This window comes from Peptostreptococcus sp. (assembly GCF_036639115.1).
Lineage (GTDB): Bacteria > Bacillota > Clostridia > Peptostreptococcales > Peptostreptococcaceae > Peptostreptococcus.
Genome location: NZ_JAVWJH010000002.1, coordinates 141,540 through 163,651, shown reverse-complemented (window position 1 = coordinate 163,651; position 22,112 = coordinate 141,540). Strand labels below are relative to the sequence as shown.

The window sequence follows — 22,112 nt, the reverse complement described above, 5'->3', positions numbered from 1 at the left end:
CTAATAATTTACAATCTTTTATAAAACTCATCAATAACTCAAACTTGTTAAATATGTTAATTCAATTTATATCCAACACCTCTAATGGTCTCTATATTTGAATTTTCCCCAAGCTTCTTTCTTAGATACCTTATATGGACATCTACAGTTCTCGTTTCTCCAAAAAACTCATAACCCCAGACCTTGTCTAGTAAATAATCTCTTGTCAAAACTTTTCCTCTATTTTGTATTAAAAGTTTTAATAATTCGAACTCTTTCAAGGTTAGTTCTATTTTTTCTCCATCGAGATAGACTTCATGTCTGTCTAGATATAGAGATATCTTACCTGCCTTAAGTGCAGTCTCATCAGAAGTATGATATCTTCTAAGAACTGTTTTTATTCTCGCCATTAACTCTTTTATACTGAATGGCTTAGTGATAAAATCATCTGCCCCTCTATCTAGACCTTCTATTTTATCATCTTCCATATTTTTAGCTGTCAGCATAATTACTGGAAGGTCACTTATTTTATCATCTTCTCTTATGACTTTTAAGACATCTATACCACTTATATTAGGAAGCATCCAGTCCAATAGTACCAAGTCAGGATTTTCTTCTCTAGCCATTTTAAGGCCATCTTTTCCATTAGTACAACATATAACTTGATGACCCGACACCTCTAAGTTAAATTTTAGAAGCTCTAATATATGTTCTTCATCATCTATCACAAGTATTTTTGCCATAGTGATACCTCCTCTATATAAAGATTATTCTTCCTCTTTTTTATCCTTTTCATTCAGTATGCTCTCTAATTCATTGACAAAAGTATTTAAATCTTTAAATTGTCTATATACTGATGCAAACCTAACATATGCTACTTCATCGACTTCTTTTAATCTTTCCATCACCATTTCACCAATTCTAGTGGACTCAATTTCATCAACGTACATCTTATTTATTTCCGATTCAATGGAATCTACAACATCATCTATTGTCGCAATTGACACTGGTCTTTTTTCACATGATCTGATTAAACCAAATTTAATTTTATCTCTATCAAAAGCTTCTCTTCTTCCATCTTTTTTGATTACCATCACTGGAACCATTTCTATCTTTTCATAAGTAGTAAATCTTTTTTTGCACTTTTCACACTCACGTCTTCTTCTTATAGATGTAGAATCTATATGCCTTGAATCAAGAACTTTTGATTCTTTACATTCACAATAAGGACAAAGCATACTTTTCACCTCTTTCTAAAAACTTAATTTATTAATAAAATGGGCTCAACTATACGCTGAGCCCTATTCCGTTTATATTGATATTTTTACTTCTTTCTTCTAAGGAAAGTAGGGATAACCATATCGTCATCTCCTGCTGTCACAGTATCGTCAAAACTATTTGCGAAAGTCTCTTCAGCTGGCTTTGCTTTTTCAACCTTCTGTGGCTCTTTAACTCTCTGCACTTCATTGTACTTTGGTGTTATAGGAGGTTGTGCTGGCTGTCTTCTTAACTGTGGAGTATTAAAGATATCATCAGCATCATCCTGCAAACCTGTTGCAACCACTGTTATCACGATTTCATCACCGAAATCTTCTCTAGTAGCAGCACCGAATATAATCATTGCATCTGGATCACATTTTTCTCTTATTATTTCTGTTGCTTCACTTACTTCAAGCAATCCTAAGTCTTCCCCACCAGTTACATTTATCAATACACCCTTTGCTCCATCTATTGTAGTCTCCAATAAAGGTGATTCTATAGCCTGCTTTGCAGCTACAAGAGCTCGATCCTCACCAGAAGATGTACCCATACCCATATGAGCAAGTCCCTGGTCCTTCATTATTGCTTCAACGTCAGCAAAGTCAAGATTGATAAGAGCTGCTTCTGATATTAAGCCAGATATAGCCTGTATACCTTGCTTTAATATATCATCAGCCTTTGATAAAGCTTCTGTTATAGTTGTTCTTTTTTCTATTATTTGAAGTATTTTATCATTTGGTATTGTAATTAATGTATCGACATTTTTCTTTAATTCTGCGATACCTTCTTCAGCCTTTTTCATTCTTACTCTACCTTCAAAAGAGAATGGCTTCGTAACTACAGCTACTGTAAGTGCACCTGCATTTTTGGCAATTTGAGCCACTACAGGAGCGGCACCAGTACCAGTTCCACCACCCATACCAGCTGTTACAAATACCATATCTGCACCTTCTATGGCTTTTGCTAGTTCGTCTGCAGATTCTTCTGCTGCTTTTTTACCTTTTTCAGGGTTAGCACCTGCGCCTAATCCCTTAGTCAGCTTCTCACCGATCTGTAATATATGTTCCGCTTTAGAAGAATCTAAAGCCTGTTTGTCAGTATTTACTGCTATGTACTCAACGCCCTTTACGCCGGAGCTGATCATAACATTAATAGCGTTATTTCCGCCACCACCGACTCCAATAACTTTAATATTGGCAGAGCCTGTTTGCTCTTCAACAAAGTTCAACATTTATAAACCCCCATTCACACTATAGTCTATGTCTGATTTAATATTTTCTTTTTTATCAACAAATAATGTTTTTATATCTAAGATTTTCAAACAAATACTATTATATATATTATCATCAAATAAATATCATTCTATCTATTCTATAATATCCTATAAAACACCTTTATTGCAACATATTTTTAATTTTTTTTTGCATTTTTATAGCTTTTATCTATTTAGAAAAGCATTCTTTACTGATTTTATCATATATTAAGTCAATCGCATCTCTTTTTCCAAATTTTTTGCTACACTCCGACATATTTTTTAATTTTTCATCATTTCCTAGTAATTCAAAGATTACTGAATCTAATTTTTCAGGAGTTAACTCTTTTTCTGTGATACAGACGCCTCCTCCTGCACTTTCAAGACTCTTAGCATTATACTCTTGATGATTCTCAGCAGTATAAGCCTTTGGTACTATTATAGCAGGTATTCCAACAGACGTCATCTCTGCCATTGATATAGCTCCAGCACTTCCAATCACCAAGTCTGCAGCAGCCAAATTGTCAGCCATATCATCTAAATATGGAACTACTCTTTGATAACTCTTAAACTCTAAGTTACCATATTGACTCATGAATTTTTCATAATATGTTCTTCCAGTAGATATTGTAAATGCAAAATCCTCTTTTATCATTTTAGGTAGTGCCAAACTTAATGCATCATTTATTTCTTCAGATCCTCCACTACCACCTGCAACTAAAAACATCTTTTTATCCATAGGTATCTCCAGTTTTTTTCTTGATGATTCTCTATTTGCATTTAATATGTCATCTCTTACGGGATTTCCTGTAAGATACAATTTATTATGAGCTTTTTCTGGAAATCTTTTATGTGAATCTTCAAAGCTTGTCATAACAAAATCAACATTTTTTGAAAGCATCTTATTTGTTATTCCTGGGAATGAGTTTTGCTCATGAACAAAAGTCTTAACTCCCATTTTACTGGCCTTTAGCACTACAGATCCACTTACATATCCTCCAGTTCCTATTACTATATCTGGATGGAAATTTTTAATTATTTTTTTAGAATCTCCGAGAGACTTTATAAACATAAAAACTCTTTTCACGTTCTCAAAATCTATTTTTCTCTTAAAACCCTTTACTTTTATAAATTCTATATTGTAACCATACTTCGGTACGATTTCAGATTCTATACCTTCTTGAGTACCAACAAATAAAATTTCAGTGTCTGGATTTTTTTCTTTTATTTTATTAGCTATTGCAATTGCAGGGTACACATGGCCTCCAGTTCCCCCACCTGATAATATAACTCTCATAATACTTTCCCTTCTAATTTTAAGATTGTTTTTCTTTTAATTCTTGAACACTCGTCTTAAAATCTATTCCTCTTTCTTCATAGTTATTGTACATTCCCCAACTTGCACAAGCGGGAGACAATAATACAACATCATTTTCATTAGCTATCTCATATGATTTATACACAGCTTCCTTGATAGTTTCTACTCTGTATATATCATTGATACCATGTTTTTTTGCAGTTTCTTCTATAAGATCTGCTGTTTGTCCTAGTATTACAATACTTCTAACATGTTTTTTAGCTACTTCAAATAATTCATTGAAGTCACTACCTTTATCATATCCACCAGCTATTAAAATTATAGGGTGATCATAAGATTGAACTGCCTTTATAGTTGAGTCTGGGTTAGTACCCTTCGAGTCATTTATATATGATGCTCCTTTGACAGTATCTACATACTCTAGCCTATGTTCAACCGCCTTAAAGGTCTTTAATACTTCTACTATCACTTCTATATTAATTCCATATTCATAACAGATTGCTGTGGCTGCCATACAATTTTCTAAATTGTGTCCCCCAGGAAGACTTAATTCTTTAGAGTTCATTATTTTTTGGACTTTGTTGTTAAGCTTCATCACAATATTTTTATCTTCATCCAAAAATATACCTTCCTCTAATTGAGTTTTTCTGGAAAAATAAACAACTTTCGCCTTACAAGATTCAGCCATTTTTCTAGTGGCTTCATCATCATAATTTAAAACACAAATATCGTTATCAACCTGATTTTTAAAGACCATCATTTTAGCCTTCGCATAATTTTCCATAGTATGATGTCTATCCATATGATCTTCTGTAAGATTCAAAACAGAAGATACTACTGGTCTAAAATCAACTATACTTTCTAATTGAAAACTTGATAGCTCTGTTACCAAAACTGCACCATTGTTTGCTTCTTCAACGGCATGTATTGCGGGGTTTCCTATGTTACCAACTATGTAAGTATCATATCCTGCCTTTTTGCTTATTTCACCTACTATTGAAGTTGTTGTCGTCTTTCCATTAGTACCCGTAATTCCTATGAAATTCAAGTTTTTTTCTCTGCTAGCTCTATAGGCTAGTTCTATTTCACTAAATACTTCCTTACCATTTTTTTTCATTTCTAGTATATAGTCAAGATCTAGCGGAACCCCTGGAGATACCACAGCAAAATCTATATCTGATATATCCTCACTATTTGGATTTCTTCCAAATAAAAATTTTACATTTTCAAATTCATCAAATTCTTTAATTACATCTTTTAAACTTTCTTCATTTTTTGAGTCGTTAATTATAACTTCGGCTCCATTTCTTAATAAATACTTAGCTGAAGCTATACCTGATCTTGCCATACCTACAACTAATATCTTGTTTTTACTAAACAATGCCCGTCACCTCTTTATTAATTTATGTATTACTAAAACATCGCTACAACACCGATCCATGCAAGAACGATGGAAACTATCCAAAATATAAATACAACCTTTGTCTCTGGCCATCCACACTGTTCATAATGGTGGTGAAGAGGAGCCATTTTAAATATTCTCTTCTTAGTTTTCTTAAAGTAAAGAACTTGGATTATAACAGATAGTGCTTCTGCAAAATATATTCCTCCGACAATTGGTATTATAAGTACTGAGTTGGTAAATATAGCAAAGGCTGTAACAGCCCCTCCTAATGCCATCGAACCAGTATCTCCCATAAATACCTTAGCTGGGTTCACATTGAACCACATAAAGCCGACACAAGCTCCTAAAGTGGCTGCTGCCATCTGAGACATACCTGCATTATTTGCTATAATAAGTGCAAATACCATAAAGAAAGTAGACACTATAGCTGTTATACCACTAGCCAATCCATCTAATCCATCAGTAAGATTGACCGCATTTACAGTTCCAAGTATTACAACTAACATTACAGGAACATAAGCTATGCCTATATTAATTCCTGCCTGTGAAAATGGAACTATAAACTGTATCCCACTTCCTATTGCTTTATATTTATATATTGAAATTACTAGAGCTAAAATAACTTGTAACGCAATCTTTTGCTTAGCTGTAAGCCCAAGAGATCTTGTCATTTTTATCTTCACGAAATCATCTATAAATCCAACCATTCCAAATCCTAGCATACATAAAAGAGCCATAAATATTTCTGTATTTAAATCCGCTCTTAAAAGTGTAGCTATTAAGATTGCTAACATCATCATTACACCACCCATTGTAGGTGTTCCATTTTTCTTTAGATGACTCTGTGGGCCATCATCTCTCACAGTTTGTCCAAACTTAAATTTATGTAAAAATGGTATTAAAACTGGCCCCATAGCCATAACCAAAACAAATGCAATAATTGCAGTTAAGGTTAAATCTTTAAATCCTAGCATTTACAGCCTCCCTCTATATACTTTACTATATCTTCAAATTTCATTCCTCTAGATGCCTTTACTAATATAGCATCATCTTTTTTTAATATATCAGATAGTGAAGCTATTAATTCTTCCTTTGTATTAAAATGATATACCTTACTTAAATCAAATCCACGCTCTTTGGCTTCAGTGCCTATAAATTCAGCTGCCTCGCCAGTAGTGATTATCACATCTACTTTGTCAAGAGTTTGAACGCCAACTTTTCTATGAGCTGCCTCAGCAAATTCACCCATTTCAAGGCAATCTCCTAATATAGCTACTCTTCTCTTATCATACAGACTAAGAACCTTCATTGAAGCTATCATAGAGTCTGGGCTTGCATTATAAACATCGTTTATTATTGTAAAATCGTCTGTTTTTATTATATCTTGTCTGTCCTGAGTTGGCTGAAATGCTAATAGACCTTCTTGAATTTCTTCTATGCTCATTCCCAAAACTCTACCTACAAGTATTGAAGACATTGCATTATATACATTATGTTCTCCAATAGTGGGAATCTCAAAATCCAACTCATCTTCTATTCCCTCTATAGAAACAGTAAACATTGTTTTTTCATTTTCTATTGAGGTCATTTTTCTACAAGAAATTGTATTATCCCTTCCTTTTCCAAAAGAATATACGGTATAGCCTTCCTTATTGCCTTTATTATAGTCCTTGTATACTTTTGATAAAAACTGATCATCACCATTAACTATTAAAGTGGACGCTTCATCAAAATATGTAGCAATTTCCATTTTTGCTTTGAAAATACCCTCTTGTGATCCAAGAAGTTCGATGTGAGACATTCCTATATTAGATATGACACCTATTTTTGGTCTAACTATATCTACTAGGTATTCAATCTCACCAAATCCGCACATGCCCATCTCTATAATGGCACATTCATGTTCTCTATTAAGATTAAACAGGGTTAGAGGTACTCCAAATTGATTATTTAAATTCTTTTCATTTTTTAATGTGTTAAATTTATTAGACAATACAGAATATATCATATCTCTAGTAGTTGTCTTACCAACACTGCCCGTAACACCAACTACTGGAATATCAAATGCTCCCCTGTAATATTTTGCAATCTTACCAAGAGCTATCTCTGTATTTTCTACCTCAATTACTGATGAAGTTTCTAATTCTTTTGTAATAAAAGATTCATCACTAATCAAAAATGCTCTGCATCCAAGGTCAAAGGCATCCTTGATGTACTTATGTCCATCTTGCACCTCACCTATAACCGCTACAAATAAAGACTGACTGTCTGCCATTCTACTATCTATAACAATTTTTTTGATCTCATTATTTTCATTACCATCGATCAATTTGCCTTCTGTTGACTTGAGTATTTCTTCAACTGTTAAGCTAATCATCTTATTCCTCCTAAAATAAATGGAAATAATAAATAGCATATCTATAATCAAGTAATAAATTTTAGAAATAGCTAAATCAAAATGATTTTAACTATTTCTAAACATAGTCATCCATGATATAAGTAAGCACAAGCTTAAATTGCAATGGAAATCTATTATTACTCAGTTATAAAAAATATCTGCTATTTACAAACCATATTTTTCAACATCTATTATATTACCAGTTTTACTTTTTTTCCGCCACCCTTAATTTTGCACTTCTTGATCTTGGATTGGCATTTACTTCCTCTTCGCTAGGTAAAATAGGCTTTCTGGTAATAATTTTTACTTCACTTTTTTTATCACACTGACAAAATGGCATCTCTGGTGGGCAAATACAATCTTGAGCTAGATACTTATATTCATTTTTTACTATTCTATCTTCTAAGGAATGAAATGTTATTATACATACTCTTCCGCCTGGATTCATAATGCTAACTGCATCTTCTATCATATTTTTTATTACACCCAGTTCATTATTTACTTCTATTCTTATAGCCTGAAATGTCCTCTTTGCTGGATGAGGTCCATTCATTCTAGCCTTTTTTGGTATTGCCTTTTTAATAATTTCTACCAAATCATATGTTGTATCTATTGTCTTTTCTTTTCTTTCCTCAACTATAAATTTAGCTATTCTCTTTGACCAATTTTCTTCTCCATATTCTGTTATAATCTTATGAAGCTGATCTTCTGAGTAATCATTTACTATGTCCCACGCAGAGTTTTCACATCTATTGTCCATTCTCATATCAAGTGGGGCGTCATTCATATAAGAAAATCCTCTTGAGGCCTCATCTAGTTGATGTGATGAAACTCCTAAATCAGCCAAAACACCATCTATTTTATCTATGCCTAAAGCTTTTATTTCATTTTTTATATTTTCAAAATTACTGTGAACAAGTATTACTCTTTCTCCAAATTCTGCTAGTCTCTCTTTTGCTACATTAATCGCATTGATATCTTGATCAAAGCAAATAAGCCTACCATCATCTGATAATTTCTTTGCTATTTCCTTACTGTGACCTGCACCACCCATAGTGCAATCCACATATATACCATCTGGCTTTATATTAAGATTTTCAATGCACTCATTTAAAAGTACAGAAACATGATTAAACTCCATTTTTACTCCTTTTTAATAAAACTATATGTAATACAATACCTGCTGCTATTCCTATTAGGCTAATTAGCTGAGCCATTCTAATAGGACCAAACATCAATGAATCAGTTCTAAGACCCTCGATTAAGAATCTTCCAAATGAATACAATACCAAATACTGTACTAATATATAACCTTCATATTTTTTTTCTTTTCTTCTTGTAAATATCAATATAAATATTAATAAATCCCATATTGACTCATATAAAAATGTGGGGTGTACCCTTTGTCCTTCTACTAGTATACCCCAAGGTAAATTGGTTGGTCCACCATATGCTTCTTGATTTATGAAATTACCCCATCTACCAATGGCTTGTGCTAGTGGAACACCTAGTATTACTATATCTGCAAGTTTAAAAAAGTTCAACTTCCTTACCTTTGAAAATACTATTCCCGTAATAATTCCCGCTATAATTCCTCCATGTATTGCTAGACCACCGCCACGTATATTAAACATTGCTGCTATGCTACCTGAGTAGTTATCCCAGCTAAATATCACATAGTATATTCTTGCGCCTATTACTCCAAGTGGAATTACAAATAATGCTAAGTCTATTATATCATCTTCCTTATAGCCAACTCTTTTAGCCTCTCTTGTAGCCAATGCTACTGCCAATAACATCCCAATCGCTATAAGTATTCCATACCACATTACATCTATGCCAAAAACAGAAAATGCTACTCTATTCATATCTTCCTCCTCGTATTTATCCTTTAAAAATAATATATTCTATTCAATTATAAATTATATTGAATAGAATATATAGTCTTTTTTTCAATACAAAAATTTAAAGTTTTTTAGCATTGATTAAATTTTAAATTATTGGTTAAATTCCCTAGTAGTTTCTTTAGGCTCTACAATAGATAATACACTGTTATCTTCTTTAAAGAACTCATATAACCTTTTATTTACATCTTCTATTTCAATCTCTTTTAACACTTCGAAGTATTCTAAGAAATTAATACCTCTAAACATGTAATTCAAAAAATTATTAGCAATGTAGTTAATTGAATCAAAAGACTTTAAAAACGCTCCTATTTTCTTTTTCTTGTTGATTTCAAATTCATAACTATCAATACCTACTTTTTTGAGATTTTCAATATACTCATCAATTCTTCTTTTTACTTCTCTTGGGTCTTTTGATGCCCCTGAAGCAACTGCATATGAGTAGTCTTTTTGAGATAAGTATCCTCCAGATATGCCACCGATAATAAGTCCCTCTTTGTATAAATCTTGATGAAGATCCCCACTTTCCGAAAATATTATATCAAATAGCATGTCTGTAATTATCTCTAGCTTTAAACTTTCTCTAGGCTCTCTTTTCACATAGGCATCTTTATAGCCTATATAAAACATAGGCATGGACACGGTATATTCATCTACTATTAATCTTTCATTCACTTCTATTGGTTCTTCTTCCATAAATCTTTCTATATTTTCTGAGAAGTCAATTTCATCATCATTGGCTTCTTTAATAGTCTCAATTAATTTATCTGGATCTAAATCTCCCACAATAAACAACTTCATGTTGGCTGGATTGTAAAAAGTATTGTAACACTTGTACAACTCTTCTGGAGTTATTTTATATATACTTTCTACACTGCCTGCAATGTCTATGTTAGTATGATGTTTTGAATACATTGCCTTTAAGCAATTAAAATAAACGTTCCAATCTGGATCATCTTGATACATTTTAATTTCTTGTGCAATAATTCCCTTTTCCTTTTCTACATTTTCTTCAGTATAATATGGAGTTTCAACATACTCAATTAAATGTTTTAGGGAAGGATAAAAGTTTTCAGTTGCAGAAAACAAATATGCTGTCATTGCAAATCCAGTAAAGGCGTTTGCACTTGCACCCAATCTTGAAAATTCATCAAAAGCATTTGACCCATCGGGTTGTTCAAACATTTTATGTTCTAAAAAATGCGCTATCCCTTCACTAACTCTTATACGCTCACTTTCTCCTATTGGGATAAACTCTAAGTCATTTGATCCAAAGTCAACTCCCAACACAGCGTACTTATTTACAAAGCCTTCTTTAGGTATGTAAAATACCTCAAGTCCATTGTCCATCTTATCAAAATATAACTCTTCATTTATAATATCATTGTAAATTTTATTCATCAAAGTCCTCCCAAATATTTTTTAAATGATGACACAAATATTTTTTATTAAATATTAATTGCATTCATATTTAACATTTTTTATAAATTACTAAAATATATAAAAATTTCATTTAACAAAAATATTAGTAGATATCATTTCATTATTTACAAATCTTTCTTATAATTTACCATTTTATTATCTTAAATAGTAAACAGTATCTTCAAAAATATTTGCCATCGACCTAACAATACTCTCTTTATCTACATTTGATACATAGTTTATAACTTCATCAATTTCTAAATTTGTTCCACTTATAAATTGATTATATGTAAAATCAGACTCTCCTGATACAGAGTCATATGATGCCTTCAAGGCATTAAGTATACTTTTTTTAGAATTGTCTACATCTTCTTCTGAGAAATTACCATTTATAACATCTTGCAATTCTTTCGTTATAAGCTCTAAGGCTCTTTCATAATTGTTAACTTCGATACCTGAGCTTACAATCATAAGCCCCTTACACTTTTCTAGGGTTGAGCTCGCATAGTAACAAATACTTTCCTTTTCTCTCACATTATTAAATAGCTTTGAGTGTGGTCCACCCCCGAACAAACTATTGCCCACCATAAGACTATAATACATTTCATAGTCCTTGTAGTCGACACCTGTTCTATATCCAATCACTAGTTTTCCTTGATTTGTTCCTATTATCTCCGTTAAATACGTTGGGTCATGAGGAACTATATCAAATCTTTCTCTTTCTATATTTTCTATATTGCCTCTATCAAATTTAAACTTATCACGACATATTTTATATGCATCTTCTTCATCGAAATCACCCTCTATCGTTATAAAGATTCTTGATGTTGCTATGAACTCTTTATACATTTCATACATATTTTCAGGTGTTATCGATTTCAAATCCTCTACATATCCTACCTGATCTATAGAGTAAGGCTCATCATAACACATTGCCTCTATGCACCTTATAGCTGCATATATCCTTTTATCATTAATCTTTGAATTTATTTCATCTTTTAGAATTTCTTTCTCAACTTCAAACATATCAGGATTTAGCTTACCATCTATTACTAGAGGATTTGAAACTATTTCATTTATAAAATCCACTACCTCTTCAAAAATAGGTTCATCTAGATACTTGTCTGAAACGCTTAGAAATTTAAAGGAAGTCAATGCTTTTTCACCGTGTTTATTAACACCAACATTCATAGACATTCCATATAATTCATCTAACCTTCTAGAAATATCTCTCATTGTAGGATATTTCATTGTGCCCATCGATAACATATTCGATAATAATGATACCTTTGTGGCCTCCTCTCTCTTCAGGTTCCTTGCGAAATATATTGAAATCAAATTCGATTTAAACTTGCTATTCTTAATAAGACCTAAAGACACACCTTTGTCTAAGTCAAATATATTTATATTAGACATATTTAAATTTCTCTCCTTATTTTTTTACAAATCTTATATGACGCAGTGGTAATTGGTTTTCTATATTATTCCCCTTTATATTTATAGCGTCAATATTGGCAATATCATTTAGTGCCATAACATCTGTAATTCCATTATTGGAAATATTTAAAAATTCTAAACGTCTTAGCCCTTCTAAAGGCCATATATCCACTACATTGTTCTTATGAAAATCTAATTTTTCTAGGTTTTGACAGTTCTTTAAAGGTTCTACATCTGATATAGAATTAAATGCAACATACAAATGTCTTACATTTTTAGCATATTCTATCCCCTTCAAACTGCTAATACCTGATTCATTTAAATCTAATAAATCAAATTTTTCCATCATTTCTGATGTTACTTCAGTACCATCAAAATTAGAATCAATTTTTTCTTTATAATTCTTTATTATTGCTTTTTTTAAATTATCACATTCAAAATCAACAAACATTTTTTGCTCCCTCTTTTCTTGTATTTTACCCATTACGTCTATTTTGTTATTATACCATAAAATTATAGTTTATTAAATTCCAACAGATTCAAAAGATTCTTTTAAATTTTTCATATGTTTTTAAGCAAATAACTAAGAGACTAAACTTTGTACTACAAGATTATTTTAAAGTGTTTATTAGACCGCATTATATAACCAATATACTGCCCATTATAAGTATTTTATATTTATTATAATGAAAATTATACTAAACTTACCATAACTTACTATTAAATTCTCTTTATAATTTGTATTTTGTATAGATTGTTTTTACACATAAATGTTTACATATAAGTATAGAAAAGTATTTTAAAATTCTCATTGTAAAAACATTATATTTCTATAATTAAGACTCTCAATAAATATTTAAATTGAATTTTCTATATGATGAAAAAAATATTCAATTCACATTGTATTACTAGCATTTGAGGGGTATAATTATAAGTATATATAATTTGAATAGGAGGTCAAATATGTTTATAAAATCTAAATATATTGTTTTGGAAGATAGAGTTTTGGAGAATGGTGCTCTGGAAATAGAAAATGGTAAAATTAAAAATATCATTGAAAATTCAAGTAACCTAAAAGATTGTATAGACTATAAAAATAGTATTATAGCCCCTGGTTTTGTAGATACTCATGTACATGGTTTTTCTGGACATGATATTATGGATAAAGATGCAGAGGGTTTGAAAATAATTTGCGAAGATATTGTAAAGATAGGCGTAACTTCATTTTTACCTACTACTCTCACTTCTTCAACTGAAAATTTAAACCAGGCTGTAAAAGTGGTTGGAGAAAATAAAAATTGTAATGGTGCTAAGATTCGTGGAATATTCCTAGAAGGTCCATTTTTCACTATTAAACATAAGGGGGCACAGAATCCTTCTTACTTCTCTGAACCAAATATAGATAAATTAAAAAAATGGCAAGAGCTTTCAGGTGGAATTATCAAAAAAATAGCAATTGCTCCTGAATTGAACGGAACAGAAGAATTTGTTAAAGAAGCTAGAAAAATTGGAGTGTATGTTGCTCTTGGGCACAGTGATGCGACATATGAAGAAGCTAAGGCAGCAGTAGATGCTGGTGCTAGTATATTTGTTCATACATACAATGGAATGAGCCCTCTTCACCATAGAAAGCCTGGTATGGTTGGAGCTGCACTGACTTTGAAAGACGTCTATGCTGAATTAATATGCGATGGACATCACGTTCATCCCGCTGCAGCAGACGTTGTCATGAAGTGTAGAGGCTATGACAGTGTTGCACTTATTACTGACTGTATGATGGCTGGTGGTATGCCTGAGGGTGACTACAAGCTAGGTGACTTCGATGTTAAGGTTGCAGATGGTACTGCTAGATTGGAAAGTGGAAGTCTTGCAGGGTCAATTTTGAGATTAAAAGATGGTGTCAAAAACGTTATAAATTGGGGAATCGCTTCTCCATTTGAAGCCCTTCAAATGGCATCATTAGTACCTGCAAAATCTGTAGGAATTGATGATGTGTGCGGGAAAATAGATATCGATAGAGATGCAGATTTAGTTGTTCTGGATTCAAACTATGATCTTGAAGCCGTATATTTAGATGGTAATTTACTTAAGTAATAGTTCTACAATGAATCAAAATATAATTGCTTAGGCTTTTACTTAATACTGAGATTATGCGGATTAATAAAAAATAAACTGTCATAAGCTTATGACAGTTTATTTTTTTATTTTACAAACTTATACCCAGCTATTAAAACATTTTAATAGCTGGGTATATTTAACATAGCAATTACTTTTATAAAAAATTTTTTCTTTCTAATGATTGTAATACACTTTATAATTAAATTGATCTGCTCTTGCTGTACTAGCTGTAAACTCTATAATCCTATTGCTAGAATCCCAGCTGGTTCTAGATAATTTCAAACAAGCATCTCCCTCTGATACCCCAAGCAATTCGGACTTTTTTCTTCCAATAATAGCTGCTGAAAAAGTTTCTTCTGCCGTCACTATCTTAGAGTTATAATCCTCTTTGAAAATATCATACATTGGCTTTTCATTTAATTTTTCTTCAGTTAGAGTACTAAACCTATCATATGGTAGATATGTTGTTTCAATCATCATAGGTATATTATCAGCCAACCTTAATCTTACAAATCTTATTATTTTGTCACCAGGATCTATTCCTAGCTGTCCTGCAATAAAATAATTCGAGTTGACAATTTCAAACTCTAAAACTACCGACTTAGGCACCTTTCCTTGTCTTTTTGTCTGTTCAGTAAAGCTATAGTAGTCTCCTAAATTTTGCTTGTTTTTATTGATTGCTGATACAAAAGTACCTTTTCCGTGGACTCTATATATGTAGCCTTCGTCTTCTAACTCTTTCATTGCTAGTCTTACTGTAGTTCTGCTAACATCAAAAATCTTGCATATTTCTCTTTCTGATGGTAACTTGTCGTTTGGATCCAGATTCTCACAGAGCTCACTTTTAATCACAGATGCTAATTGTAAGTAAAGTGGTTTCTCACTTCTGTGTTCTTCTGACATATCATCAACTCCTTGCTAAGATTAATTTTAAAATCATAGACTATGATAACATACTATCAGTTTATTTTTAAGTGTTTTTATAACTTTTCACTCCATGGAGTTGCAGTTTCTTTCAAAACCGCATTTAAAGACTCAATATTTTCTCTACCTTGAGTTCTAAGCCATTCTCTTCCACCTTCTATAGATTTCACGTATTCTGGAAGCCCATCTGCCCAAGTTGCTCTACCACAAAGTACTCCATTAAATTTAGATCCTGCTTCATGAGCAAATCTTAGAGTTTCCTTGAAAAGTTCTGCACTTACACCTGCACTAAGGAATATAAATGGTAAATCAGTTGCATCAGACTGTTCTTTAAAGTAAGATAAAGCTTCTTTTCTCGAATACAATACCTTGCCATTTGCATATCCCTCTACATAATCCATATTTACAGGAACTTCAACCTTCAAAACATCCACTGCATATCTTTTATCTGAGAAAACTTTCATAGCTTCAATAACTTTTCTTGGCTTAAGCTTTGCATATTCTTCTCCCTTTGCATCTAGGTCTTTACAGCTATATGTCACTATTTCTAAAAAATACGGTAAATCTTCTGCTACACACTCAGATCCAACTCTTTCTACAAAAGCCCTTTTCTGGTCATTTATATAGTCTTCTTCATCGATATCATAGTAAAGAAGTATCTTTACTGCATCTGCTCCCTGCTCCTTCAATCTTTTAGCTGACCATGTTGGAAGCAAATCTGGGAGTCTTCCCTTTTCCGTAGCGTCATATCCTGTCTTTTCATATGCTATCAAAAGTCCAGCATCCTTATTTTTTCTTTTAGCTGCTGCCAATCCGTATTCTGGGTCGAGTAATATAGAAGATGAATACTTTGTTAGTTCTTCACTTACTGCAACCTTGAAGTCTGATATAAATTCATTACTTACCAAACTTTCATCTATTTTTGCTATCATTTTTCTAATAGCCCCTCTTTGGTCAATTGCTAATGCAGCTATTACATTATCCTTATTTGATAATTTTTCTAGTAATCTTTTTTTATTTTCTGTTAAATTTAGCATTTTTTCTCCTTTATATTTATCCAAAACTTATATCCATAAATAATTTTTGTAGCTATTCATTCTTTAAAGTTATATTATTCTATTATATTTTCTCTACAATTTTTTGACACAAACTTTTGAGTATATCTTATCAAAACCATTTGTATCAATATAACCTGTTTTTTCCTGCATAGCATTCAAAATCCCACAAGTCATTGCTACTTTTACTGATTCTTCTACACTACTAGCTTTTGACAGCCCATATGCGAGCCCTGCTACAGTTGAATCTCCTGAACCAACAGGATTTACTGCTTCAACCTTTGGAATATCTATTTTAAATACATCTTCTTTGTACTTAAAGTATCCTCCATTTCCACCTGCAGATACCAATATAAGTTCAATACCATCAAATAGCTTATTTCTTAATATACTAGATATATTATTTACATCTATTTTAGTATTTTTATTAAATCCAGTATCATTTTTTATCAATAAATCTCTAACTTCATCTGTATTAGGCTTTATAGCAAATGGTTTAACATCGTTGAGTAAAACTTTTTCTAATTGTTTACCAGATGTATCAACAATTATTTTTTTATTCATAGTTTTGGATATGTTTATTATATCTGTGTAGAAATTCTCGGATATGCCAACTGGTAGGCTGCCTGAACAAGTAATTATAGTTTTATCACCCATAATATTAACTATATCCCTTTCAAAAATGGTTTCATATTTTGAATCAATAGCCTCTGATTGCTCAAGGATTTCCGTCTGATTGTTTCCATCATGAAGTATTGCTATACAATTTCTCGTATTTGAGTCTGTATGTATAAATGAATTTTCAATGCCCAAAGCATCTAATTCTCCTATAATAAAATCTCCCAGTACTCCTCCTATAAATCCAGTTGCCTCTACATTTGCTCCCAACTGTTTTAGTACCCTGCTTACATTTAGCCCTTTTCCACCCGCAGTCTTTCTTACATTGCTACATCTATTAACATCATCTATGAGTAAATGATCTATTTTATAAGAAATATCAACAGATGGATTGGGCGTAATAGTTAAAATCATCTTTTTACTCCTATTTTTATATTGTTTAGGGCAGATAAATTATCTGCCCTAATATAATTTTATATTATTTTTATGCTGGAAATACTCCAAAGAATGCTAGAACTAATCCTAGTACTACTGTTATAAGTATTAATACTAATGGAGAAACTTCCTTTTTCTTAAGTAACCAATAGCAAAGTGCAGTATAACCCAAAGGCAACAATGCTGGCATTATCTTATCTAAAACGTCAGTCTGTAAATTAAATACAATCTTACCAGCCTGAATTTTAATAGGTAATGTAAAGTTGACATAAGAAGCTATCAATCCACCAACTACTGATAGACCAACTATTGTAGCTGCACGAGATATCTTTTTGGTATTCTCTTTTAGTGCATTAATAGCATTTGTACCTGTAGTATATCCATAGTTCATAAGCCAGAATCTAAGTGCAAAGTGAACTGCATTGAATATTACCAAGAATAGTATTGGACCTAAAGGGTTTCCACTTAATGAAAGTGAAGAACCTATACCTGCTGTTATTGGTAAAAGTGTTAGCCAAAATAGCGCGTCACCTATACCGCCAAGAGGTCCCATAAGAGCAACCTTAATACCATTTATTACTTCTCTTGGTTGCTTATTTTCTTCCATTGATAAAATTATACCTGCTATAAATGTTACTAAGAATGGATGTGTATTGTAAAACTGTAGATGATCATCCATTGCTTCAGATAAATCTTCATTGTTTGTATGTATTTTCTTTAGACCTGGAAGTAATGTATATAGCCATCCACCTGCCTGCATTCTTTCATAGTTGAATGAGGCCTGTAAAAGCAAGGATCTCCAAGTCATCGTATTTAAGTCTTTTTTGGTTAAAACTTTTTTAACTTCGGGGTCTTTATATGTATTAGATGCCATCGCTATAATCCTCCTCGTCTTCAAAATCATCTCCTGAAGGTCCAGCTGCTACGACTGTTTTTCCTTCACCTGAATCCTTGAAATAATCATATGCTGCTATTGAAACACCAATTAGTGCCACTGCCAATATAGGTAGTTTTAGATAAGCTACTGCTATAAAACCTACTATAAAGAACGGTGCATATGACCACTTAAACATAATCTTCATTAACATTGCAAAACCAACTGCTGGCATTATTCCACCGGCTACCTTTAGTCCTTCAATTATCCAAGATGGCATTGCAGAAACCAAGACTGCAGCCTTATCTGCTCCAAAGTAAATTGGTAGGAAAGCTATGATAAAGTATGCAACGAATAATATTCCTATACCAAGATAGTTTAGTTTTTCTATTCCTCTTGTATTACACTCTTCTGCATAAGTATCCATTTTATGCATTACTGGAGAGTATGCTGTAAAGAACAATGTAATAAGTGCCTGTACTGCAACAGCAAAAGGAACAGCTATACCAACAGCTACCTTAGGGTCCTGATGAGTTAATATTGCGAATGATGTACCTATGATACCTCCAATAACAACGTTAGGTGGCTGAGCACCTGCTAGGGGAACCATACCTGCCCAAACTAGTTCTAGTGTAGCACCAGCAATTAGTCCAGTTTGAAAATCTCCTAGGATTAGACCTATAATAGGTCCAGTAACTATGGGTCTATGGATGTGAGTTAATCCATCGAACATGTCCACGCCTGCAACACCTGCAAGTAATCCAATAAGTATCGCTTTTAATAGCATGTTTTCACACTCCTTTAAAAATTATTAATATTAATACATATTTAATATTCAATATAATACTGTCTAAATAACTAAAACTATATACTCACTTTCTATTTTATTAAGTTTTAATATTCTTTTAAAATTTTCATTAAATCTGTTGATTTATCAGTTGGTATTCCTCTTACCTCTAATTCAACTCCTAAATCATGTAGCTTATTAAATGTTGCAACATCATCATCGTTTACTGAAATAACTGAAGTAAGCTGTTTTTTTCCATCACCGAAGTGTAGATTTCCTATATTTATTGATTTAATAGGTACTCCGCCTTCTACTAATTTCAAAGCATCTTGTGGAGTTTTTACCACTAGGAAAATATGTTGCTTTGGAGAAGCCTTGTGTATTACTTTTATAGTTTTTTCTATAGAGAAAAATCTGATACCTATAGTATCTGGTAGAACCATCTCCATCAAGCTTTGTTGCACATTGTCTTTTGATACTGCATCATTTGCTACAACCACTAGATTTGCCCCTATTGAGTTTGACCAAGTCATTCCTACCTGACCATGAACTAGTCTATTGTCAATTCTTGTAGCTAAAATATTAGGTGTATTCATAAAATTTCCTCCTCATTGTGTAAATATATAATTACATTCATTATAGATATGGTTAAAAAACATATCTATATTTTATTGTCACCAAACTATATTTTCTAAGCTTCATACTCGTGTATAATAACACCCTTAACAACTCTATTTACTGTTCCACTCTTTGATGGTGTGTCTGGTGTATTATTTACTTTTAGAGACGTTCTAACAGCAAGAATATGAGCAAATATTATATAAGGAAAAGCTGCATATTCGTCAGCTATACTTTCTTTCATCCCAAAATTATAATTATTCTCAATTCCCAAATCTTCCTGAGATACAAGTTCTATATGTGAAGCAATTTGATCTGATCTTATTTCACTTATTATGTCTAAATCATATTTTTGTGTATATGGATTTGATGAGACAAAAGATACAACGATTGTTTTGTCATTAATGTATGACTTTGGACCATGTCTAAATCCCATAGATGTTTCATATAATGCAGTTATTTCTCCTGCAGTTAGTTCTAAAAGCTTTAGTTGAGCCTCTCTTGTAAGAGATCCTAATACTCCCGAACCTAGGTATACAACCCTATTGAAATCATTATTTTCTACTATATTATTTACATAAGACTCATCAGATATTAATTTATCTGCCATCTTGATTATTGTATTTAGCATGGCTTCCTTCTTTGATTCATCTATATTATCAAATATCATCAAAGAATATAACATCATACAAGTAAATGAGGATGTCATTGCAAAGCCCTTATCATTTGATTCTTCTGGAGTCGTAAGAACCATTGCATTTTCTTTACCAGCAAGTCCTACTGCTAGCTTACCTGTCCTTGCACAAGTTATTGGCATATGATAAATATCTTTTACTATTTGATTTGCTAATTTTACTGCCTGCAAACTTTCAGGGCTATTACCACTTCTTGCAAAAGATACCAATAAAATCTTGTCATTAGAGTTAAAATGATTGTATGGACAAGATACCAAATCGGTTGTAGCTATACTTTCAAATACAATTTTTTCATCATTAAGTGTCTTAAGGTGCTGAACTATTGTGTCTCCAACATATGCTGAAGTTCCCGCTCCTGTAAATATCACTCTTAATTTCCTATTGTCTTTTTTAACAATATTTTCAATAAATTTTTTTATATTTTCTTTGTTTTCTTCATATAATTTAAAAGTTTCTTTCCAAAGTCTTGGTTGAGATTGAATTTCCCTGACAGTATTATACGCTCCCAACGACTTTAAATTTTCATCGCTTATATTAAACATTTCACTCCTCCTATAAAATTATATTCCTTCTTCTATATCTTCTTGCTTTGTTTTTTCTTTTAGCTTAAATGTTTCTATACCACCCTTACCCTCAAGTAATAGATTTTCTACAAACTCATCTATATTATCGTGAGAATACAGATCTCTACTCATAACGGCTGTTACAAGCATTGGTAAATTTGTTCCAGAGACAACCTTTATCTTCTCATCTATCAATGACATCGTTACTGCTCTATTAAAAGGTGTTCCTCCAGCAAGATCAGCTAAGATTACAATATCTTGCACATCTGATTTGTAGTTTTTAATTGTTTCATTGTAAAAACTATCCATATCATCACTTGTCTTTCCCTCTACAAAATCGAAAAAAGAAACATTTTCAAATTCTCCAGAAATCAATTTCATAGCACTATACAGTCCAGAAGCAAAGTTGCCGTGACCAGAAATAATTATACTAATCATCTTTTATCCTCCATTTTAAAATTTTACGTGATTACTTTACCTAACTGGTAACTACCACTTCTTATATTTATAGTATATTTCTAATTGTCTATATTGTCAACCAATTTTTATTTTTTTCGCATTTTTAATGATTTGTTTTTTAAAGATAAGTATTAGCAAGCTTTACAAGATAAAATTTTATTGTTTTTTAAAAAGTCTAATATATTTAATTTTTTTCTATCACTTTAATTTTAAAATTCATTTTTACTGGTACTAAACTTTAGATACCACTGCTTTGGTATTTAAATTTTAAATAAACGATATTGCAACACATTAATGTATATACCCTAATATTATTAGAATATTTAGATAATCTCTTTTTTACTTGCACACATTATTACTTAAATGTTATTTTTTATTTTTTATTCTTTTTATGAAAAATTGTGTTTTATTTAGATACGATTAAACTTCATCGGATTATTTTTTTACCAGCTTATAATTTTGTAATTTTCTTTTTATAAAATATTTTTATTTTTAAATCAGAAAATATATTTCATAATTAATAAAAAAAGTAGTTACTTATAATTAATTATAAGTAACTACTTCAAATTTTTAGATTAATTTTTATTTTAT

At 31.7% G+C, this 22,112-nt stretch carries 21 protein-coding genes; 1 reads left to right on the top strand and 20 read right to left on the bottom strand.

From position 1 onward, the window contains the following. Positions 1 to 56: 56 nt before the first annotated feature. From RR561_RS03020 to RR561_RS02965, 12 genes are all read right to left on the bottom strand, one after another. A complete protein-coding gene (locus RR561_RS03020; RefSeq protein ID WP_332505952.1) occupies positions 57 to 722 on the bottom strand; it encodes a response regulator transcription factor in 666 nt (221 codons plus the stop codon). A gap of 24 nt (positions 723 to 746) precedes the next feature. Next, a complete protein-coding gene (gene nrdR, locus RR561_RS03015; RefSeq protein WP_332505951.1) occupies positions 747 to 1,217 on the bottom strand; it encodes a transcriptional regulator NrdR in 471 nt (156 codons plus the stop codon). An 86-nt stretch (positions 1,218 to 1,303) separates the two neighbouring features. Further along, on the bottom strand, positions 1,304 to 2,470 hold the full coding sequence (gene ftsZ / locus RR561_RS03010; protein ID WP_332505950.1) for a cell division protein FtsZ: 1,167 nt from the start codon (positions 2,468 to 2,470) through the stop codon (positions 1,304 to 1,306). 211 nt (positions 2,471 to 2,681) lie between these two features. Then, positions 2,682 to 3,788 carry an undecaprenyldiphospho-muramoylpentapeptide beta-N-acetylglucosaminyltransferase gene (gene murG, locus RR561_RS03005; RefSeq protein ID WP_332505949.1) on the bottom strand — a complete coding sequence of 369 codons (1,107 nt, stop codon included), beginning with the start codon at positions 3,786 to 3,788 and terminating at the stop codon, positions 2,682 to 2,684. 19 nt (positions 3,789 to 3,807) lie between these two features. Continuing rightward, positions 3,808 to 5,190, bottom strand: a complete 1,383-nt coding sequence (murD, locus tag RR561_RS03000) for a UDP-N-acetylmuramoyl-L-alanine--D-glutamate ligase (protein WP_332505948.1) — start codon at positions 5,188 to 5,190, stop codon at positions 3,808 to 3,810. A 32-nt stretch (positions 5,191 to 5,222) separates the two neighbouring features. Beyond that, complete coding sequence (gene mraY / locus RR561_RS02995; RefSeq protein ID WP_332505947.1) at positions 5,223 to 6,188, bottom strand: phospho-N-acetylmuramoyl-pentapeptide-transferase; 966 nt, start codon at positions 6,186 to 6,188, stop codon at positions 5,223 to 5,225. Beyond that, the gene (locus tag RR561_RS02990) at positions 6,182 to 7,591 is read right to left on the bottom strand and encodes a UDP-N-acetylmuramoyl-tripeptide--D-alanyl-D-alanine ligase (RefSeq protein ID WP_332505946.1); all 1,410 of its coding nucleotides are present in this window, start codon (positions 7,589 to 7,591) and stop codon (positions 6,182 to 6,184) included. The genes mraY and RR561_RS02990 overlap by 7 nt, the downstream gene beginning before the upstream one ends. 226 nt (positions 7,592 to 7,817) lie before the next feature. After that, a complete protein-coding gene (gene rsmH / locus RR561_RS02985; protein ID WP_332505945.1) occupies positions 7,818 to 8,753 on the bottom strand; it encodes a 16S rRNA (cytosine(1402)-N(4))-methyltransferase RsmH in 936 nt (311 codons plus the stop codon). Then, positions 8,743 to 9,516 (bottom strand): prolipoprotein diacylglyceryl transferase, encoded by a 774-nt coding sequence (gene lgt, locus RR561_RS02980; protein ID WP_332506271.1) that lies wholly within the window; start codon positions 9,514 to 9,516, stop codon positions 8,743 to 8,745. The genes rsmH and lgt overlap by 11 nt, the downstream gene beginning before the upstream one ends. Before the next feature lie 93 nt (positions 9,517 to 9,609). Beyond that, positions 9,610 to 10,917 carry an EF-P 5-aminopentanol modification-associated protein YfmH gene (gene yfmH, locus RR561_RS02975; protein WP_332505944.1) on the bottom strand — a complete coding sequence of 436 codons (1,308 nt, stop codon included), beginning with the start codon at positions 10,915 to 10,917 and terminating at the stop codon, positions 9,610 to 9,612. Positions 10,918 to 11,094: 177 nt separating this feature from the next. Further along, positions 11,095 to 12,354 carry an EF-P 5-aminopentanol modification-associated protein YfmF gene (yfmF, locus tag RR561_RS02970; protein WP_332505943.1) on the bottom strand — a complete coding sequence of 420 codons (1,260 nt, stop codon included), beginning with the start codon at positions 12,352 to 12,354 and terminating at the stop codon, positions 11,095 to 11,097. Positions 12,355 to 12,370: 16 nt separating this feature from the next. Then, positions 12,371 to 12,826 carry a leucine-rich repeat domain-containing protein gene (locus RR561_RS02965; protein WP_332505942.1) on the bottom strand — a complete coding sequence of 152 codons (456 nt, stop codon included), beginning with the start codon at positions 12,824 to 12,826 and terminating at the stop codon, positions 12,371 to 12,373. A 512-nt stretch (positions 12,827 to 13,338) separates the two neighbouring features. Here RR561_RS02965 and nagA point away from each other — a divergent pair. Continuing rightward, complete coding sequence (gene nagA / locus RR561_RS02960) at positions 13,339 to 14,469, top strand: N-acetylglucosamine-6-phosphate deacetylase (protein ID WP_332505941.1); 1,131 nt, start codon at positions 13,339 to 13,341, stop codon at positions 14,467 to 14,469. Positions 14,470 to 14,667: 198 nt separating this feature from the next. Here nagA and RR561_RS02955 read toward each other — a convergent pair whose 3' ends face one another. From RR561_RS02955 to RR561_RS02920, 8 genes are all read right to left on the bottom strand, one after another. Continuing rightward, positions 14,668 to 15,396, bottom strand: coding sequence for a GntR family transcriptional regulator (locus RR561_RS02955; RefSeq protein WP_332505940.1), 729 nt, complete (start codon positions 15,394 to 15,396; stop codon positions 14,668 to 14,670). A 77-nt stretch (positions 15,397 to 15,473) separates the two neighbouring features. Next, on the bottom strand, positions 15,474 to 16,454 hold the full coding sequence (gene lacD / locus RR561_RS02950; protein WP_332505939.1) for a tagatose-bisphosphate aldolase: 981 nt from the start codon (positions 16,452 to 16,454) through the stop codon (positions 15,474 to 15,476). A 93-nt stretch (positions 16,455 to 16,547) separates the two neighbouring features. Then, positions 16,548 to 17,504 (bottom strand): hexose kinase, encoded by a 957-nt coding sequence (locus tag RR561_RS02945; RefSeq protein ID WP_332505938.1) that lies wholly within the window; start codon positions 17,502 to 17,504, stop codon positions 16,548 to 16,550. A 70-nt stretch (positions 17,505 to 17,574) separates the two neighbouring features. Then, entirely contained in the window at positions 17,575 to 18,399 is an 825-nt protein-coding gene (locus RR561_RS02940; protein ID WP_332505937.1) for a PTS system mannose/fructose/sorbose family transporter subunit IID, read from the bottom strand. Further along, a complete protein-coding gene (gene agaW / locus RR561_RS02935; RefSeq protein WP_332505936.1) occupies positions 18,389 to 19,186 on the bottom strand; it encodes a PTS N-acetylgalactosamine transporter subunit IIC in 798 nt (265 codons plus the stop codon). Before agaW ends, RR561_RS02940 begins: the two co-directional genes overlap by 11 nt. A gap of 107 nt (positions 19,187 to 19,293) precedes the next feature. Continuing rightward, a complete protein-coding gene (gene agaV, locus RR561_RS02930; RefSeq protein ID WP_332505935.1) occupies positions 19,294 to 19,782 on the bottom strand; it encodes a PTS N-acetylgalactosamine transporter subunit IIB in 489 nt (162 codons plus the stop codon). 95 nt (positions 19,783 to 19,877) lie between these two features. Further along, positions 19,878 to 21,041, bottom strand: a complete 1,164-nt coding sequence (locus tag RR561_RS02925; protein ID WP_332505934.1) for an SIS domain-containing protein — start codon at positions 21,039 to 21,041, stop codon at positions 19,878 to 19,880. Between the two features lie 18 nt (positions 21,042 to 21,059). Next, complete coding sequence (locus tag RR561_RS02920) at positions 21,060 to 21,500, bottom strand: PTS sugar transporter subunit IIA (protein WP_332505933.1); 441 nt, start codon at positions 21,498 to 21,500, stop codon at positions 21,060 to 21,062. Between the last annotated feature and the right edge of the window lie 612 nt (positions 21,501 to 22,112).

Coding starts and splice junctions, on each gene's coding strand:
- RR561_RS03020 (WP_332505952.1), bottom strand. CDS start 722: ATGGCAAAAATACTTGTGATAGATGATGAAGAACATATATTAGAGCTT.
- nrdR (WP_332505951.1), bottom strand. CDS start 1,217: ATGCTTTGTCCTTATTGTGAATGTAAAGAATCAAAAGTTCTTGATTCA.
- ftsZ (WP_332505950.1), bottom strand. CDS start 2,470: ATGTTGAACTTTGTTGAAGAGCAAACAGGCTCTGCCAATATTAAAGTT.
- murG (WP_332505949.1), bottom strand. CDS start 3,788: ATGAGAGTTATATTATCAGGTGGGGGAACTGGAGGCCATGTGTACCCT.
- mraY (WP_332505947.1), bottom strand. CDS start 6,188: ATGCTAGGATTTAAAGATTTAACCTTAACTGCAATTATTGCATTTGTT.
- RR561_RS02990 (WP_332505946.1), bottom strand. CDS start 7,591: ATGATTAGCTTAACAGTTGAAGAAATACTCAAGTCAACAGAAGGCAAA.
- rsmH (WP_332505945.1), bottom strand. CDS start 8,753: ATGGAGTTTAATCATGTTTCTGTACTTTTAAATGAGTGCATTGAAAAT.
- yfmH (WP_332505944.1), bottom strand. CDS start 10,917: ATGAATAAAATTTACAATGATATTATAAATGAAGAGTTATATTTTGAT.
- yfmF (WP_332505943.1), bottom strand. CDS start 12,354: ATGTCTAATATAAATATATTTGACTTAGACAAAGGTGTGTCTTTAGGT.
- RR561_RS02965 (WP_332505942.1), bottom strand. CDS start 12,826: ATGTTTGTTGATTTTGAATGTGATAATTTAAAAAAAGCAATAATAAAG.
- nagA (WP_332505941.1), top strand. CDS start 13,339: ATGTTTATAAAATCTAAATATATTGTTTTGGAAGATAGAGTTTTGGAG.
- RR561_RS02955 (WP_332505940.1), bottom strand. CDS start 15,396: ATGTCAGAAGAACACAGAAGTGAGAAACCACTTTACTTACAATTAGCA.
- lacD (WP_332505939.1), bottom strand. CDS start 16,454: ATGCTAAATTTAACAGAAAATAAAAAAAGATTACTAGAAAAATTATCA.
- RR561_RS02945 (WP_332505938.1), bottom strand. CDS start 17,504: ATGATTTTAACTATTACGCCCAATCCATCTGTTGATATTTCTTATAAA.
- RR561_RS02940 (WP_332505937.1), bottom strand. CDS start 18,399: ATGGCATCTAATACATATAAAGACCCCGAAGTTAAAAAAGTTTTAACC.
- agaW (WP_332505936.1), bottom strand. CDS start 19,186: ATGCTATTAAAAGCGATACTTATTGGATTACTTGCAGGTGTTGCAGGC.
- agaV (WP_332505935.1), bottom strand. CDS start 19,782: ATGAATACACCTAATATTTTAGCTACAAGAATTGACAATAGACTAGTT.
- RR561_RS02925 (WP_332505934.1), bottom strand. CDS start 21,041: ATGTTTAATATAAGCGATGAAAATTTAAAGTCGTTGGGAGCGTATAAT.
- RR561_RS02920 (WP_332505933.1), bottom strand. CDS start 21,500: ATGATTAGTATAATTATTTCTGGTCACGGCAACTTTGCTTCTGGACTG.